We start from the raw sequence: 16,545 nt of genomic DNA, 5'->3' as shown, positions 1-16,545 counted from the left end.
CATGAAAGAGCAGCATAACTGCAGTGTGGCAGAGGAATACGTCATACGGATCGCCGGCCTCCCGCTGACGGCACTGGCGGCCTTGCGTTTTCAACGCAGCCTGGCGCTCATCGAAGAGCTGTGGCAGGTAGAGGAGGTCCTCAGCAGCAGCGGGAACCGGCTCTCGGAAAGGCTACACACGGCGATTGGCAGGCTGACGGGCGATGAAGAGCGCCGGCGACGCCAGCAACTGATCGAGCTTCGGCGGGCCATCTTCCAGGGACGTCCACCGGCGGCGGCGCATCTGGCTCCGGCCCTGCTGGCCGCCTTACCCGCCGATCTAAGGGAGGAAATCCTGCGCTGGCACGAGCTGCTCCAGCGGCGTAGCGTTCTGCTCGCCGAGGCCCGTCGCCTCTTCGAGGCGGAGCTGGGCGAACGCCGCGAGGCTCTGCGCGAGCTGGTCGGTCGGGAGCGCTTCCTCCAGGGCGTTCTGCTTGCCAGCCCGAGCCTCTACCTGGATTGCTGCCGCTGGCTGGCAGCGCCTCCGGCGGAGGCCGGGCGCTATCTGGACCGCAAGCTCGAGGATGGCCTGCTCAACTATCTGGCGCGCATGGCTGCCAAAACCAGTCCCTACAGCACCTTTACGGCCCTGGCCCGTGGTCGCTTTCTCCAGGTGTCCGAGCGAGAGAGGGGCACCGAGCTGCTCGCGCCTGAGACGGACGAGCTGGAACGTGGTCAGAGCGTCATCGAGGCCAACATCCTGCTCGTGCACCACCTTGCCCAGGCGCTGGCCCGGCGCTCCGACATTCGCCCCTCCCTGCCGGTCAACCTCAATCCCTCGCTTGCCAGAGAGGCGGGGGGTGTGCGCTTCGTCAGTCGCGATGAGCTGGGTCAAGAGCGGCTGGTAGCTCTGCGAGCCACGCCGGCCCTGCAGATCGTCCTCCAGCTCGTCGAGGGCCGGCAGCCACTGACCTATGGAACGCTCTTAGAGACGCTCGTCGCCCTGGACCCGCAGGAACGGCGCCAAGAACTGGCGGCCTTTCTCGATCAACTGATCGCCTGCGGCCTCTTGCAGCTCACTTTTGCCATTCCTGAGCAGGCTCATGACTATCTGCGGCGTCTCTGCGAGGCCCTTGCTTCCATCGGCCAGGCGCCCGTTCAAGCGCTGCGCGCTCAGCTGATAGAGCTAGACGAGGCGCTGATCGCCTATGAGCGGGCTACCGAGGCGCGCCGGCGTTATGCCATCCTGCAGCACCTGCGCGCCCTGTTAGAGCGCCTCTTTGAGGAGCTAGGCTTGAGCGGACGACCCGGCTACTCTCTGCCGGCCAAGAACCTGATCTACGAGCATATTCTCATCAAGCAGGTGCCTGGGGGCAATCTCCCTGCCCTGGAGAGCGACCTGCTCGCCGATCTGGCCCTGGTCCGGCGACTGATCGCCCTCTGTGAGCCACTGCTTGCCGGGCGCCTGGCCCTGGCGACCTTTTTCGGCAGGCGCTATGGAGAGGGCGCCTCCGTCGATCTGCTGACCTTCTACGAGGAGTGCTATCGCCAGGGTCAGAGCCTGATGCCGGGCCTATTCGAAAAGGCCGAAGGAACGCCCTCGACATCTTCAGCCTTGCCCAGTCCGATCCGGGGGATGCAGCTCTTCGGCGCCCTCCTCGGCAGTCGTCCCACCGAGCACGAGGAACTGGCCCGTCTCCAGGTCCTGCGTCAGGAGCTAGCAGGTGCTCTTGCTGAGCAGCCCCCTGACAAGGCTGGTGTCCGCCACCTCGAGCGCCAGTGGCTGGCTGCCCGGCTAGAGGCACTCGAGGCCCAGTCTCCCGCATGGGGAGAGCCTCCACGCTCGCTCGCTCTCCACTGTCAGCTCTACTGGCAAGATGGCCAGCGCTACCTGGTGCTGAACTCTATTCAGAGTGGCTTTGGGCGCAGCCTGCGTCGCCTGGGGTATCTGGAAGCAGCCCTGGCCTCCAGGTCCCAGGAGCCGGCTGAGATGAACAGCGGCGGCCTCCTCCCGAGCGCGGAGGAAGATCCCCTGCCGATCGCCATCCAGGGCGTCTTTGGCTCCAATCTAAACCTGCGACTGCCTGGCGGCGAGCTTGAGATCGCTTATCCTGGCTCTTTCGGTAGCGGCAGTCACGGTCAGAGCCTGCCGCTGAGTGATCTGCTTGTCCAGCACGATCCCGCCAGTCAGCGCCTGCTCTTGATCTCCAGGCGCCTGGGCCGCAAGCTGCTGCCGATCCATCTGGGGCTGATGTCGGACTACTGGCTGCCCCCACTGTATCGCTTTCTGCTGTGGGCCTTCGGCGAGATGCCCACCGAGCATCTGTGGAGCCTGCGCTTGCTCCTGCTTGACCAGCCCCTCAAGGGCGAGAGCAGGGGCACAGAAGAGCCGCAGCCGCGCTACAGGCCGCGCACCTGTCTAGGGCGTATCTGCCTCGAGCGCGCCCATTGGCACCTGCCGCCAGCCTGCTTACCCCTGCGCCACAGAGGCGAGGCGCCCTTCGACTACTTCTTGAGGGTGCAGCGCTGGCGCACGCGGTACGGCCTGCCTGCGCGCTGCTTTCTGCGGGTCAATCCCTTCGATTTCCAGGCCGTCCAGGGCCAGGGACTTGACGTTCCCGCATACTCGCTCAGCAAGGAGCGCAAGCCTGTCTACATGGACTTCGAGAGCTACTTCGCGCTGGGCACCTTCGAGCGCCTGATTGAGAAGGGCCGCTTCGGCCTGCTCCTGGAGGAAGCTCTGCCAGCAGAGGCTGACCTGCTACCCACGCGGGAGGGGAAGTATGTCTGCGAATACATCTTTGAAGTCAACAGCCGGGGAGCCACAGATCATGGAGCGGCCTGGCGCTAGCTGGATCAGTGCCCATTTCTTTTATCACGGTGATCTCGGCGCGCTGCTGGTCGAGTGCGTGCAGCCGCTGCTCGCTCGTCTAGAGGAGAAAGCTCTTATCGACGCCTACTTTTTTGTGCGCTACTGGCAGGGGGGGCCGCATCTTCGCCTGCGCCTTCTGCCGCGAGCAGCCGAAGACGCGGCCCAGATCAGGGATGAGGTGCGTCGGGCCGCCACCCAGTATTTCCAGCACCATCCAGCTCCCGACTCCCTCGACGCGGCGCGCTACCAGGAGCTGAGCGGCTATCTCTCATACATCGAGTATGGCTATGATCAGCGCGGACCACTCTATCCGAACAATAGCCTGCACTTTCTGCCCTATGTTCCAGAATACGAGCACTACGGCGGCCAGCAGGCCATGCCCTACATAGAAAAGCATTTCTGGGAATCGAGCACCATCGCCCTGGCGTTCCTGACGAGGAGCGCCGATCGCAAGCAGCGCACAGCTCACTGCCTGGCGACCATGCTGCTGAGCGCCGCTCTGGCTGACCCGGACCGCGCGGCGACGGCCCGGGTAATCGAACAGTTCTCCTCTTCCTGGGAGCGTATGCCTGCCAGCCTGCGTACCCAACTCCTGGCCAGCTTTGATCAGGGCTACGAGCGCCAGCGCCAGCACCTCAGCCAGATGTGCGAGCTGCTCCTGCGTCTCTCGTCTCAGCCAGAGCCTGATCTTGAGCACGCTGGGCCTGCAACGGCTGTCGCGAGCTGGCAGCGCTCCATTCGCCAGCTCTACCGCAGACTCTCTGCCCTGGAGCAGGCCGGCCTACTGTATTCCCAGCAACTGTCGCCTGAGCCTCCTGCGACGCTGAGGAGAGCGAGACCGATCAGCCTCAGCCTGCCGCTGACTATTCTGCTGCGCTGCGCCCACATGCACAACAATCGGCTCGGCCTTTCCATCGTCGAAGAGGCCTACGTGCTCCATCTGCTCAAACGAGCACTTGAAGAAGGCGGCGAGACCAGAAACCAATTGCCCGCCGCGGAGGAAGGCAGACCTCTCTAGCCAAAGGAGCAAGCCATGTCGAGCAATTGTCCTGCGCCTTTAGGCCCGCGAGCCTGCGACTGGCAGAGCGTCCATGTCTATTACTACGACGAGCAGAAAGAAGGGCTGCTCCTCGACTGCATTCAGCCGCTCTTCGCCCAGGCCAGGTCCATCACAGAGCGGCTCTTCTTCGTGCGCCACTGGCTGCGCGGTCCCCACCTGCGTCTACGCTTCTACTGCTCCCCGACGCAGTTCACAGCGGCGCTCAAGCCCTTGATCGAAGAGACCGTGGGAGACTACCTGCGCCAGCACCCTTCCAGCGTCCGCCTTGACGAGGAGCGGCTGAAGCCGCTCTATGCCACGCTGGCGCGCCAGGAGCGAGAAAGCGGGCCATTCTTCCCTCTCTATCCCGACAATTCGATTCAGTATCTGCCCTACGATCGCCGTTTACAGGTGCTCGGCTCCGAGGCCCTGGCGACCCTGCTCGAAGATTTCTACGTGGAGACCAACGAGCTGGCCTTTGCCATGCTGGCCTACCTGCGCCAGGGCCACTCGCTGCTAACTCTCTGTCTCGATCTGATGCTCACCGTGGCCCATTGCCAGGGCCAGCACATCGCGCGCGGCTTCATCTCTTACCGCTCGCATGCCGAAGGCTTCATCGTTGCCAGCTCTGACCCCGCTCGAACGCGCTCCCTTCTTGATCGTCGCTACCTGGCTCAGGCCCAAACCCTGGTTGCCAGGCTGCGCCTGCTCTTAGAAGCGCTTGAGCGGGGTGACGATACCTTTCCTTTCACTCTGGCCTGGTCAGAGCTAATGCAGCGCTATCAAGAGCGCGCCGCCCACCTGATCGCCGCCGGCCAGATCGACCTAAGCGCGGCGGCTCTGGAAGCGGGCGACGCGCCCTCCTCTCCCGTGCGCGGGAAGCTGGCCGCCAGTCCCTTCCACAGCGCGCTGGAGCGCGATCAGCGGCGGAAGCAGGCTCTCTACAGCGATCCCTGGTTCCAGAGCTATCGCCTGGTGCTCAACCTGCTCTACCTGCATTTCAATCGTCTGGGTCTGCGGCCGATCGATCGTTTTCTGCTCTGCCACCTGGCGGCCAACGCCGTAGAGGAAGCCTTCAAGATCAGCGCCGCGGAGATGGTGAGCGCCTTCAGCGACGGGAAGCCGCCCGTGCAGCCGTCCTGGCTGCCAAAGGAAAGGGGGCAACATGCAGGAGCATGAGCAGCGCGCGGCCTCCCAGCCGGGGCTGCCGTCAGCAGCAATAACGCCCCTCCAGCGCTACATCGCCGAGGCGCAGCACTTTCCCGATCGCGAGGTTGTCGACTGGCCGCGCGCGCCGCTCAAATATAAACTCTATCGCGGCTGCAGTTGCCTGCGCCTCCCGTACCAGCCGTTCCGGGCGCGGGCGCAAGCTCGGCAGCCCTTTGGACTCAACCAGTTTGGCCAGATGCTGGCCGACATTTATGGGGTGACTCGTCAGCGCTGGACAGGGGCCGAGAGCCATAACGCTATCGCCGTTGGCAGCACGCTGCCGATCCTTGACCCGCTCAAGCATCCCTTCAAGCAGGATCTGCTGCGCCCAGTGCCTTCCGGGGGCGGCCTCTATCCCTGCGAGATCTACGCCGTAATCGGGGCCGCTCAGGCGCTGCCTGCTGGCGTCTACCACTATGACCCCCTTCACCACGTCCTGGACGTGATCCGCGAGGTCTGCGCCTCCTCGGATCAGAGCAGTGACCAGCCGCTGGCAGCCCTGTTGGAGGCGCTGCTCGCCTCGCCGAGCTGCGAGGCCGATTTCGCGCTCGTTCTGAGCTGCGTCTTCTGGAAAAACGCCTTCAAATATGGTGAATTTGCCTATCGCCTGCAGAGTCTCGACCTGGGGATCGTCCTGGGCCAGTGTCTGGAAGTCGCTCGCTCTTACGGGCTAGAGAGCAGCGTCCACTTTTGCTTTGTCGACAGCGCGGTCAATGCCCTGCTGCAGCTCGATGGGGCCTACGAGAGCGCCTACGTCGTCATCGTCTTCGGCCTCGGGGAGAGGGAGAGGCCCGGCGGAGCGCAAGCCGTTGCCGTTGTAGAGCGCTGTTTCAAAGCCGCCGCGCCCCGAGCCGGAGCGGTAGCCGAGCAGGCTCGTTGGCAGCCGCTCAGCTCCCTGCCCCTTTCGGAAGCTCTGCACCGGGACTCGCTTATCAACGGGCATCGCCCGCCGTCGGACCAGTGGGCGAGCCAGGAAGCCAGGCAGGTTTTGGCCGGACCGCAGGCGGCCCCCACCATCGCCATGAAGGACGACGCCGGGCTGGAGCTGGCAGCAGGCACGCCACTCCGTCACTCCGCCCGTCACTATTTTCAGCCCGGCAGCATCAGTCAGCAACAGTGCGCTCAGCTACTCTCGGTCGCGGGGCGTCCCCTTCAGAGCGACATTGCCCCCGCGGCGCCCTCGCTGCCGCACCTGCTGCTCTACGTAATCGCTGCCAACGTGCGCGATCTCGATCCCGGCGTCTACTGCTATACCCCTGGTGCTCGCCATTTGCAGCTTGTAAGGTCAGGGGATAAGCGCATACAATTACAGCAAATAGTGGCTCATACTGGATATCACAATGTCTACCATATCAACCTACACCTCTTTCCGGTCGGAGAGTACAACGAAGGGGCGCGCCGCTATGGAGCCCGCTGGTATCGCATCCAAAACATGTTGGCTGGCAGCCTTATTCAGCGTCTCTATCTGGCAGCCGCCCTGCTCGGCCTTGGCTGCCACACCAGTCTGGCCTACTCTATCGAAGGAGTGAACCATCTACTTGGCCTTGAAAACGGAGCAACAGCCCTGGCTCAGGTACTGATTGCCCCCGAGCGTCTGGCGGGTCAATATTATGAGATGCCGCTACCGGCGATCGCAGCAGGAGCGTGGTCAGCGGAGTAGCGGCGAGCATAGCAGCATCAACCTTTGGGAGTAAGGAGGTCACTGTCGTGAGCGGGAGCCGTGCCGCGATCATTGCAATAGAAAATGTCCACAAAGCCTACGGGGATCTCAAAGCCCTCAACGGCGTTTCCTTGCAGATCTGCCAGGGCGAATGCTTTGGTCTGCTCGGCCCTAATGGAGCGGGCAAGACCACCCTGCTATCCTGTATCGAGGGGCTGATCAGCTTTCAAGAGGGGCGCATCAGCGTTGACGGGTACGAGGTTGCCCATCACCGGCGCAAAGTGAAGAGCATGCTGGGCGTCCAGCTTCAGGATGAAACCCTCTTTACCGACCTGACGGCCTTGGAGGCTGTCCAGTTCTACGGAGCGCTCTACAACACCTTCCCCTCGCGAGCCGAGGCCCTGGCCCTGCTAGAGCGCTTTGACCTGGCCGAGAAGCGCAACGCCCGCATCGGCACGCTATCTGGGGGGCAGCAGAAGCGCCTGACCCTGGCGCTGGCGATGGTCCATGATCCAGCCATCATCTTACTGGATGAGCCAACCACCGGGCTGGACCCGCAGGCTCGCCATCATATCTGGGACATTGTGCGCCGCCTGCGCAGCGAAGGCAAAACCATCATCCTGACGACCCACTACATTGAGGAGGCTGAGATCCTCTGCGACCGCGTAGGGATCATCGATCGTGGCCAGATTCTGGCCCTGGGGGCCCCCCGCGAGCTTATCGAGCGCATGGGCAACCTCTCAACGGTGCGGGCCAGCCTGCGGCTGCCAGCCGAGAAACTGGAGCAACTGCGGGCGGCGGCATACGTCCAGTCGCTCAGCAGCGACGATGGCCTGCTCAGCGTGCAAACCTCCGATCCGCAGCGCGTCCTGACGCTGCTGGAAGAGATCGGCAAGGAGACGGGGACCCGTCCACAAAACGTCTCGATCCGCCAGCCCAACCTGGAAGATGTCTTTCTCTCCCTGACGGGCCGCAGCCTTGGACCTGTGGACTAGCGGCTGGTTCTTCCTTCCATTTCCCGGCTTTCACCTTCTAGCAAGACGAGATGAGAAAGGAATCGCCCATGCGACGCTTTTGGACTGAGTTCCGTTTCTTTACCATCCTGGCCTTTCGCAGCCGCACGTTGCTCTTCTTTAGCCTGTTGGTGCCGACAGGCTCGCTGCTCCTCTTTGGCTTCGTCTTTGGCCAGCATGTCATTCCCTTGCCAGGGAGTAGCGGCATCTCCTACTCGATCTGGCTGCTGCCCGGCATCATTGTCATGAACATCATCGCCTCCGGCCTCATGGGAAATTCAACGGCAATGATCACCTGGCGCGAGCGCGGCATTTTCAGGCGCATCCTGGTGACGCCAACGGCCCCCTGGGAAGTCATGCTGGCCCGGGCCTGTACCCAGGTGCTGGTAATCGTTGTCCAGACCGTGGTGGCCATTATCGTCGGCAGCCTGGTCTTCAACTTCAAGTTTAACCTGCTCTACGCTCCGCTAACGCTCCTCTTCATTGTCCTTGGCTCTGCCGTCTTTCTCCTGCTGGGGCAGGTCATTGCCTCGTTCACCGACCGCGTGGAGCTGGGCAACATCATCAGTCAGGGCCTCTACATTCTGCTGACCTTTCTGACGGGCATTCTGCTGCCCTTGCAGATTCTACCTGACGTTGTTTCGAAGGTGGCCCCGTTCACGCCTTCCTACATGGTAGCCGACCTGCTGCGCGGCGCCATGTTGCAGGGAAGCGCGGGCAGCGCCCCGCTTGCCGATATCATCGGCTGCCTGCTGTACTGTGCCGTCTCGCTTGGCCTTTCGGCGGCCTTCTTTCGCATGTTGCGCTGAGGCGCTCAGCGGCGGATTGCGGCAATCGAGCGTCTCAGGAGAGATCGAATGAACTCCACTGTCCTACGTGACATCTGCTTGATCGAGGGTGGGGCCGAGGCTCAGCTCAGGAGGGGATGTGATCTCTGGCTGCAGGGGGAACGCATCCAGGCGATTACGGAAGCCCATGAGCATCTGCCGCTGAAGGCGGAGGAGGGAGGAGAAGAGATTCTCTGCTCCGGCCTCTACTGTCTGCCCGGCCTGATCGATATGCATACGCATCTCACCTCGCCTAGCGAGGAGCGCCTTGAGAGCGGCGACGACTTTCGCCGTCTGCTGGCTGCTCATGGACGGCAGGCGCTGGCAGCTGGAGTGACCACCCTGCGCGATCTCGGGGGCCTGCCCGAGGTGCTCTTCCGTCTGCGGGCGGGAGCGGCTCGCGGCCCTCTCTTTCCCAATCTCGTGATGGCCGGCCCTTTTCTCACTGCTCGAGGCGGCCACCCCACCGCCGATCTCTTTCATGGATTGACGGCTCTGCGGCGCGCTGCGACCCGTGAACTCAGCGAGCCAGAGCAGGCGCGTGCGGTGGTCGAGCAGTTAGCGGTCAGCGGCGTCGACTTCATCAAAGTAGTTTCTACCGCCTGCCTGGTGATCCCTCAGGAAGAGGTGCAGGTCCCCAAGCTGCGGCCTGAGGTCTTAGCGGCCATTGTCGAGGCGGCCCACGCCCGCGGCTTACAGGTAGTCGTCCATACGATGACCGCCGCGGATGTGCGGGAGGCGGTGCAGCTTGGCTGCGATGGAGTTGAGCATGGAATCGTCTGCGACGATGTTGAGATCTGCGACCCGGACTTGCCCGCCCTCCTGAGCAGTCGCCGTGTCTGCTACGTGCCGACGCTGGCCGCTATTGAGCGGCTGGCGCCGCGCTTTCTCGGCCTGGCAATGAAGAACGCCAGGCTCCTGGCCGAGAGCGGCGTGCTGCTCGGCGTGGGGAGCGACGCCGGCAATCCGGGCCTGCCCTTCGGGGCCGCCCTGCTGCGCGAGTGTGAGCTGCTGTTCGCTGCGGGTATTCCGCCAGCTCAGATCATTGCCGGAGCCACCAGCCAGGCCGCGCTACAAATTGGACGCGGCGACCAATTGGGCCGTCTCTTGCCCGGCTATCAGGCTGACCTCCTGCTACTCCGGGCCAACCCGTTGGACCATCCTGGCAATCTCAGACAGGTTGAGGCCGTTTTCAAGGCCGGGCGCTGTATCGCTGCCCGTCCCACCTCAGCCTTCCGCCGTCGATCTGCATCCACTTCCTTTCAGGAGTCCACCTTGTGAACCGAGAAAGCTCTTTTCGGCCTTCTTCTCGCCAGAGCCAGCACGGCAGGGGGCGCTTCAACGCGGTGAGCCTTGCTGAGGGGCTGTTTGCCCTGGGGACGCTGGCGCTGCTGGCTTCGGTTTTTCTTCCCTGGCGCTATACCGAGCTAAGTCGCCCTGGGGGACCACAGTTGGTCCTCAGCGGCTGGCAGACTGGCCTGCTCGGTGGCCAGGGACTCTGCCTGCTTTCGGGCCTCGTTCTAGTCCTGCTAGCAGGATTGAGGCGCTGGCTGTCGCCAGGACAGCGGGCTGTCGGCGAAATTGTGGCCGCCCTCCTACTCGGAGCGGTCACCGCGCTGACCGTCAAAGCGGTGCTCAGTTTCTATAGCGGGCCTCTGGCTCTGGCGATTAAGCAGAGCGTGCTGGGAGCAGGCTTTTATCTGGCCATGCTGGGCCTCGATTTGTTGCTCTTTGCCTGCTTTCTGTTGGCGAGACGGCGCCAGCAGCCAGGGGCAAACCGCTGAGCGGCTATAGATAATATTAATATATAGAATCGATCGATAGAAGCGGCTGAAGCAGCTCTTCAGCTATCCTCCTCTGGGCTGGGCGGCCAGACAGCCAGCGCTCGGCCTTCCCTCCGGGTCGGGCTGCTGTTTCTTTTCTGCCGTCAGCGCCTTCTGGTCACGCCTGCAGCCTCGTCGGCGGTGCTGGCGGCTGACCCTCGAGGGTTTTCTCAGGGTCTGGCCTGAAGGGTGCCCCCTCAGCCACTGGACCTTGGGGCTTGCGCGCTCCCAGGAGTTGGACCACAGCGCCTCTCGTCCGGCTTTCGGTCAGCCCGGAGGCCGCGTCTCTTCTGACCACCTCGCCTACTCACGATCCGCGACTGTTTGCCCTTTCGGGGGAAGGTCCCTGGTCCCCTTGACTTTGGAAACGGCGGCCATTAAAATGTCATTATGTTATGACATTTTCATCAGCGGCGGAAGGATCAACGCCATGAGCGAGTCTCGCTATCGGACGGCTTCCAAAAGCAGCCCGGTACCGATGCATTACCAGGTCGAGCGCGACATGCGCGAGCGCATTCTCAGCGGAGCCTGGAAGCCGGGGCAGCAGCTACCGGGCGAAATGGAGCTGTGCCAGCTCTATGGTGTCAGCCGTACCACGGTACGCCAGGCTCTGGGGGTGCTGGTTGACGAAGGGCTGATCGTGCGTGAGAGGGGGCGAGGGTCGTTTGTCCGTGACCTGACGATTACGGCGGGGGCCCGAGGGCTGACCTCGTTCAGCGATGAGATGGCGGCCAGAGGGATGCATGCCGGAGCGCGCGTCCTGAGCATCCAGCGCGAACCGGCTCCGCCGGAGATGGCCCACCGTCTGCGCATCGAAGCTGGCGAGCCGCTGGTGGTCATTCATCGTGTGCGTTACGCCAACGACAGCCCGATGGGCATTCAAACGGCCCATCTGCCGGCGGCGCGCTTTCCCGGGCTGGAGCAGGCTGATCTTAATGAGCGTTCGCTCTATCAGTATCTGGAGGAGCGCTATGCAGTTGTCCCGACGGAGGCCCTGGAAATCTTTTCGATCACCTCGCTCAACGCTCAGCAGGCCCAGTTGCTGCAGGTCAGCGAGGGAGCCTGCGGCTTTTACGTCGAGCGTCTGACCTTCGACGAGGCCAAACGGCCCTTCGAATTCGTCGTCTCTGTTCTGCGTGGCGACCGCTATCGCGTGCAGCTCTTTTTGCGGGCCTCCAGGCGCAAGCCCTAGCCAGCCAGGTCGTTGTTGTGCTGCCGGCCTTATCTGTGGATCGGTGAAGGAGTGAGTATGCAAGCAATACCCTATTTGACCGCCGTGGCCGAGGTTATTGAGCGACTTCAGGAGCAGGAAGAGCAGATACGTACTGTGGCGGAGCGGGCTGCCGAAACCATTGCCGGTGGTCACTGGGTGCGCCTCTTTGGCAGTGGTCACTCGGTGCTCCCAGTGCAAGACTGCTTCCCGCGCTACGGGGGCTATGTCGGCTTCTATCCCATCATGGATCCTCGCCTGATGTGGACGACCGTTAGCGGGCCTGGCGGTGCGGAAGAGCTGCTCTGGCTAGAGCGGCAGGAGGAATACATCCGTATTTTCCTGCGTCATACGCGCTGGGAGCCAGCCGATATGTTGATTGTCATCTCGCACGGCGGTCAAAATGCTGCGCCCGTGGAAATGGCCCTGGCGGCCAAAGCGGCAGGTCTCTACGTGGTTGCCATCACCTCGGAAGAAAACCACCGCCAGCGTCCCGCCCTGCACTCGAGTGGCCGAAAAATCGGCGACATTGCCGATGCGGTCCTCTTCAACGGCGTGCCTGCCGAGGATGCCGTAGTATCGGTGCCGGGTGTCAACGGCAAGGTTGGCGGAGTTTCGACCCTGGCAGCGATTGCCCTGCTGCAGGCCATTGTCAGCGAAACGGCCCTGGCGCTGGCTCGTCGTGGTTATCTTGTTGAGCCATTTGCCTCGCCCAATACCGAAGGGGTCAGCCCTCGACACAATGAGGAGGTCTACGAAGCCTTTCGACGTCGACTTTGCGGCTCTTGACGCCCATGCTGCAGTTGAAACGGGACTCCTGTTGATCTCAGCTCAATGGTTCCCGCTTGCCCGGCGACGGCCTGCCTCCTTGGTGAGGGCCGCTGTCGTCTGAGATCCTTCTTTGGAGGTAGCTATGCCACCGTATCCGCGTCCACGCCTGCGCCCAATCGCGTTACTCATCCTTGCTGTCCTCTGTTCCCTCCTGGTCGGCGCTTGTGGTGGCGCCGGAGGCTCCTCTACTGGCAAAGTAACGATCAGCTACTTGACGCACTGGTCGGGGCCCCAGGTCGATCAGCTCAAGCAGGCCATCAGGGCCTACGAAAAGCTTCATCCCCAGGTCGCCATCCAGGTGCGGACGGTGCCCTTTGGCAACCTCCTGACGACGATTATGACCCAGGGGGGGAGCGCCAGCGGCCCGACTATCATGGGCATTTACAACCTCTGGCTGCCTCAGCTTGTCCAGGACGGTCTGGTAGCTGAGGCTCCCACCGCTTTTGCTCAGGACATCCAGCAAGCCTATCCTCAGAACGTCGTATCGGCGGTTCAGGTCGATGGCAAAACCTATGGTTATCCCAATGAGGTTGACCTCTACGCCCTTAACTACAACAAGGCCCTCTTCCGTGAAGCCGGGATTACAGCCCCGCCGACGACCTGGAGCGAGCTGATCAGCGACGCTCTCAAGCTGACGAAGCGCGATAGCTCTGGCAAGATTGTGCAGCAGGGCTTTGGAGTGATCACGAGCTGGAACAGCGGCGTAGTCCATCCCTGGCTCTCGCTGATGAACTCCGACGGCGGCCAACTGCTTGGCAGCAACCATCAGCCCTTGCTGACGAGCCAGGCGGCCCTGGATACCGCCAACCTCTACTATCAGCTGATCTTTCGCGACAAGGTGACGGATCCGGCGATGGGCCAGGCTAATGCCTCGACGACAGGCCCGTACCTTGATAACTTTGTGGCTGGCAAGACGGCCATGATCATCATGGCCAACTGGTGGGAGAGCAACCTCCGGGCGGGCATGGGAGAGCGTTTCAACGACGTCGGCACCGCCCCGATCCCCGTCGGTCCTCATGGCAGCGGCTCGCACAGCGTCTCTTACTCCTGGAGCACTGTTGTCAGCGCTAACGCCGATCCCGCTCAGCAAGAGGCGGCCTGGCAATTTCTCCAGTGGCTCAATGGTCCCCAGAGTGGCCAGCGCGGCTCGTCCGCCATGGGCGATATTCTGATGGGCATGGGCATTCTGCCCAGCCGGACCTCCGATCTGAGCGCACACCAGGCAGAGCTAGATACGCCTTTTATCAAGACCTACGTACAGCAGCTCAAGAACAGCATACCCTTCCCGACCGTCCTGGGGGGCGATGAGCTGACTACCAGCCTGCAGAAAACTCTGGAGGCCCTCATGTACGGCCAGAGTTCACCCCAGCAGGCGATGGCGCAGGCCCAGAGCAACCTGAGCCAGATTCTCAGCCGCTACTACGCCTGAGAGCAGAGCAGCCTGGCTATCTGGGCGGGCTGAGCGAAGAGGGGTCTATGTCTGGCGTGAGCGAGGGACTCCCTCTTCGCTCGGCTGTTTCTGGCTCAGCTCGCGTTGACCGGGCGAGAAAAGGGTTGGGGCGCTCCGTTCTCTCCTTTCCTCTCCTCTTCTCGGCTCTTTTGCAAGAGGACCGGTCGGCGACAGGCGCGAGCCAGGTCGGGCCGCTCGCTGCCTGCTCTCTTTCTCTCTGTTGCAGAAATTGTTGTGAAGGAGTGGAGATTATGCCAGGAGAGCGCCCCGCCATCCTTCGCTCGACGAGACGGTTGGCGACGATCGGCCTGCTTACACCAGGGTTGGGCCTCTTGACGCTCTTTGTGGCGGTGCCTATCGTGTTGACTGCCTGGATCAGTCTGCACCAGGGTTCAATGGCTCTTCCCTACGCGCGCATGCGCTGGGTCGGGCTGCAGAACTACTCGCTGGTCCTGGCCCAGCCTATCTTTCGCACGGCCCTGCTCAATGTCGTTCTCTATTCTCTGGCCAACCTGGTCATCGTCTTGCCGCTGGCCATCTTGCTGGGCCTCTTTCTCTACCAGGCGCGCATCTACGGGCGCAACCTGCTGCGCACCGTGCTCTTCCTCCCCTACATGATCCCGACGGTGGCTGTGGCCATCGTCTGGGGCTATCTCTACGAGCCGCAGTATGGACCCCTCAATCAGATTCTTGGCTGGCTACATCTGCCGCCCCAGGACTGGCTTGGCTCGGTCCATGAGGCGATGCTAGCTCTGGTAATCCTGAATGTCTGGCAGACACTGGGCTACTATGTCGTGATGGTAGTGGCCGGTCTGACGGAGATCCCGCGAGAGTACTACGAGGCCGCCGCGATCGACGGCGCCGGCTGGTGGCGCTGCCAGTGGTCGATTACTCTGCCGCTGCTGAGACGAACGCTGGCCTTTGTGTTTGTGATTCTGACGATCAATACCTTGCAGGTCTTTGATCCCGTCTATGTATTGACCCAGGGGTCGCCCGTTAACTCGACGGATGTGGTGGCCTATCAGATGTATATCACAGCCTTTAATTATGGGCAGGCCGGTCTGGCAAGCGCGATGGCCATGATTATGCTGGCGATCGTTCTCGCGCTCTCTCTGCTTCAGTTGCGCCTCTTCCGTTCGTTGTGAGGCGACTCGGCGCGCTCTTGCCTGACTCGGGCGGTGCGCTGATGGCTCCGGTGTGGAGCGGATGCTGTTCGAGGAGTGTTGCAATGCAGTTGCCTTTGATTGTGCAGGACTATGGCCGGCGACGCCGCGCCTGGCGCTCGCTTGGGCTGCTGGGGCAATATAGTGTGATGCTGCTGATCCTGGCGGTGATGCTCTTCCCTTTTTTCTGGCTGCTGGCCTCTAGTCTCAAGACCCCTGCCGATCTGGGGGCCTTGCCACCGATCTGGTGGCCGGCCCATCCCGCCTTCTCTTCCTACCAGACGGTCTTTGAGGTGATTCCCTTCGGGCGGGCCATCGTGAACTCGCTGATCGTGACGGTCTGCTCGACGACCGGTATCCTGGTGACAAGCATCATGGCCGGCTACGTCTTTGCCAAGCATGATTTTCGAGGCAAGCGGATCATCTTTATCTGCGTGCTGACTACGATGATGGTTCCTCAGTTTGTGATGCTGATCCCGCTCTATCGCATGATGGTCGCGCTCCATCTGGACAATAGCTATCCTGGCCTGATCCTGCCCAATCTGGCCAACGGCTTCGGGATCTTTCTGATGCGTCAGTTTATTGCCGGTATTCCCGATGAGCTGCTGGAGGCGGCCCGTCTGGATGGCGCCTCGGAATGGACCTTGCTCTGGCGGGTGGTGGTCCCCCTTTTGCGCCCGGCGGCGGCAGCCTTGATTCTCTTTGCTTTTGTCTTCCAGTGGAATAATTTTCTGTGGCCGCTCTCGATTGTCTACTCGCCAGAGATGAGCACGGTGGTCCTCTCACTCAATGGCCTGCGTACCTACACGTCGAGCGTAGCTTTCACCAATATCGTGATGGCGGGCACGGTGATCGGCATTCTGCCCAGCGTACTGCTGACGCTGTGGGCCCAGCGCTACTTTATTGAGGGGATCTCCCTGACCGGCATTAAGGGCTAGCTGGTCCGCCTGCGCTTCTACGGAGGAGCCTTGACGATGTATCTGGGAATCGATGTCGGAGGCAGCAAGATCCAGGGGGCGTATTTCCGCTCCTCGAGCAGAAGGAGAGCCGTGGCTCTGACGTCGCGCCTGGCGACCCCAGCCAGCTATGAGACCTTTCTGGCCGCCCTGGAGCGGCTGGGCCGAGAAGCTGCCCAGGAGGGAAGAGCGCTCTGGCGTGTCTGCGTGGGTCTGCCCGGCACGTGCAGTGAGCGTCGAGCCTTGTGGGTGCCCCATCTGCCCTATCTAAATGGACGGAACCTGGCAGAGGATTTGGAGGGACGTCTAGGTGTGCCTGTGGTCCTGGGTAACGATGCTCAATTGGCGCTACTGGGCGAGGTCTGGCGCGGAGCAGCCCGCCGGCGGCGCAGTGCGGCCCTGCTGAGCGTGGGCACGGGGATCGGGGGAGCCTTGCTGCTTGATGGACGCATCGTGCGTGGAGTGCACGGGAGCGCTGGCGCTTTCGGCTGGCTCAACTTTGACTACCGTTGC

General features: G+C 62.3%; 14 protein-coding genes. All 14 read left to right on the top strand.

From position 1 onward, the window contains the following. Nucleotide 1 precedes the first annotated feature (1 nt). Nucleotides 2-2,830: a lantibiotic dehydratase gene (locus ACFMO7_RS13645; RefSeq protein ID WP_376796037.1), complete on the top strand. Its 2,829-nt coding sequence runs from the start codon at nt 2-4 to the stop codon at nt 2,828-2,830. Beyond that, nucleotides 2,811-3,869, top strand: a complete 1,059-nt coding sequence (locus tag ACFMO7_RS13640) for a thiopeptide-type bacteriocin biosynthesis protein (protein ID WP_376796036.1) — start codon at nt 2,811-2,813, stop codon at nt 3,867-3,869. The genes ACFMO7_RS13645 and ACFMO7_RS13640 overlap by 20 nt, the downstream gene beginning before the upstream one ends. 15 nt (nt 3,870-3,884) lie before the next feature. Next, nucleotides 3,885-5,069 (top strand): thiopeptide maturation pyridine synthase, encoded by a 1,185-nt coding sequence (locus ACFMO7_RS13635; protein ID WP_376796035.1) that lies wholly within the window; start codon nt 3,885-3,887, stop codon nt 5,067-5,069. Next, nucleotides 5,056-6,759 (top strand): SagB family peptide dehydrogenase, encoded by a 1,704-nt coding sequence (locus ACFMO7_RS13630; protein WP_376796034.1) that lies wholly within the window; start codon nt 5,056-5,058, stop codon nt 6,757-6,759. Before ACFMO7_RS13635 ends, ACFMO7_RS13630 begins: the two co-directional genes overlap by 14 nt. Before the next feature lie 47 nt (nt 6,760-6,806). Further along, nucleotides 6,807-7,754 (top strand): ABC transporter ATP-binding protein, encoded by a 948-nt coding sequence (locus tag ACFMO7_RS13625; protein WP_376796033.1) that lies wholly within the window; start codon nt 6,807-6,809, stop codon nt 7,752-7,754. A gap of 68 nt (nt 7,755-7,822) precedes the next feature. Then, nucleotides 7,823-8,581 carry an ABC transporter permease gene (locus ACFMO7_RS13620; protein ID WP_376796032.1) on the top strand — a complete coding sequence of 253 codons (759 nt, stop codon included), beginning with the start codon at nt 7,823-7,825 and terminating at the stop codon, nt 8,579-8,581. A 48-nt stretch (nt 8,582-8,629) separates the two neighbouring features. Further along, on the top strand, nt 8,630-9,880 hold the full coding sequence (locus ACFMO7_RS13615) for an amidohydrolase family protein (protein ID WP_376796031.1): 1,251 nt from the start codon (nt 8,630-8,632) through the stop codon (nt 9,878-9,880). Next, on the top strand, nt 9,877-10,383 hold the full coding sequence (locus tag ACFMO7_RS13610; RefSeq protein ID WP_376796030.1) for a hypothetical protein: 507 nt from the start codon (nt 9,877-9,879) through the stop codon (nt 10,381-10,383). Before ACFMO7_RS13615 ends, ACFMO7_RS13610 begins: the two co-directional genes overlap by 4 nt. Nucleotides 10,384-10,852: 469 nt before the next feature. After that, complete coding sequence (locus ACFMO7_RS13605; RefSeq protein WP_376796029.1) at nt 10,853-11,614, top strand: GntR family transcriptional regulator; 762 nt, start codon at nt 10,853-10,855, stop codon at nt 11,612-11,614. 57 nt (nt 11,615-11,671) lie between these two features. Continuing rightward, nucleotides 11,672-12,421 carry a sugar isomerase domain-containing protein gene (locus ACFMO7_RS13600; RefSeq protein ID WP_376796028.1) on the top strand — a complete coding sequence of 250 codons (750 nt, stop codon included), beginning with the start codon at nt 11,672-11,674 and terminating at the stop codon, nt 12,419-12,421. Nucleotides 12,422-12,545: 124 nt separating this feature from the next. Continuing rightward, nucleotides 12,546-13,892: an ABC transporter substrate-binding protein gene (locus ACFMO7_RS13595; protein WP_376796027.1), complete on the top strand. Its 1,347-nt coding sequence runs from the start codon at nt 12,546-12,548 to the stop codon at nt 13,890-13,892. A 272-nt stretch (nt 13,893-14,164) separates the two neighbouring features. Further along, nucleotides 14,165-15,058 carry a carbohydrate ABC transporter permease gene (locus tag ACFMO7_RS13590; RefSeq protein WP_376796026.1) on the top strand — a complete coding sequence of 298 codons (894 nt, stop codon included), beginning with the start codon at nt 14,165-14,167 and terminating at the stop codon, nt 15,056-15,058. 83 nt (nt 15,059-15,141) lie between these two features. Further along, the gene (locus ACFMO7_RS13585) at nt 15,142-16,014 is read left to right on the top strand and encodes a carbohydrate ABC transporter permease (protein ID WP_376796025.1); all 873 of its coding nucleotides are present in this window, start codon (nt 15,142-15,144) and stop codon (nt 16,012-16,014) included. A 36-nt stretch (nt 16,015-16,050) separates the two neighbouring features. Further along, nucleotides 16,051-16,545: ROK family protein (locus ACFMO7_RS13580; protein WP_376796024.1), on the top strand; the 495-nt coding region annotated here is incomplete at its 3' end.

The sequence above is a fragment of the Thermogemmatispora sp. genome (assembly GCF_042408735.1).
GTDB lineage: Bacteria > Chloroflexota > Ktedonobacteria > Ktedonobacterales > Ktedonobacteraceae > Thermogemmatispora.
Note: the sequence above shows the minus strand (reverse complement) of the source record. Positions and strands in the feature narration are given on the sequence as shown.

Coding starts and splice junctions, on each gene's coding strand:
- ACFMO7_RS13620 (WP_376796032.1), top strand. CDS start 7,823: ATGCGACGCTTTTGGACTGAGTTCCGTTTCTTTACCATCCTGGCCTTT.
- ACFMO7_RS13605 (WP_376796029.1), top strand. CDS start 10,853: ATGAGCGAGTCTCGCTATCGGACGGCTTCCAAAAGCAGCCCGGTACCG.
- ACFMO7_RS13590 (WP_376796026.1), top strand. CDS start 14,165: ATGCCAGGAGAGCGCCCCGCCATCCTTCGCTCGACGAGACGGTTGGCG.
- ACFMO7_RS13630 (WP_376796034.1), top strand. CDS start 5,056: ATGCAGGAGCATGAGCAGCGCGCGGCCTCCCAGCCGGGGCTGCCGTCA.
- ACFMO7_RS13585 (WP_376796025.1), top strand. CDS start 15,142: ATGCAGTTGCCTTTGATTGTGCAGGACTATGGCCGGCGACGCCGCGCC.
- ACFMO7_RS13615 (WP_376796031.1), top strand. CDS start 8,630: ATGAACTCCACTGTCCTACGTGACATCTGCTTGATCGAGGGTGGGGCC.
- ACFMO7_RS13595 (WP_376796027.1), top strand. CDS start 12,546: ATGCCACCGTATCCGCGTCCACGCCTGCGCCCAATCGCGTTACTCATC.
- ACFMO7_RS13640 (WP_376796036.1), top strand. CDS start 2,811: ATGGAGCGGCCTGGCGCTAGCTGGATCAGTGCCCATTTCTTTTATCAC.
- ACFMO7_RS13635 (WP_376796035.1), top strand. CDS start 3,885: ATGTCGAGCAATTGTCCTGCGCCTTTAGGCCCGCGAGCCTGCGACTGG.
- ACFMO7_RS13645 (WP_376796037.1), top strand. CDS start 2: ATGAAAGAGCAGCATAACTGCAGTGTGGCAGAGGAATACGTCATACGG.
- ACFMO7_RS13600 (WP_376796028.1), top strand. CDS start 11,672: ATGCAAGCAATACCCTATTTGACCGCCGTGGCCGAGGTTATTGAGCGA.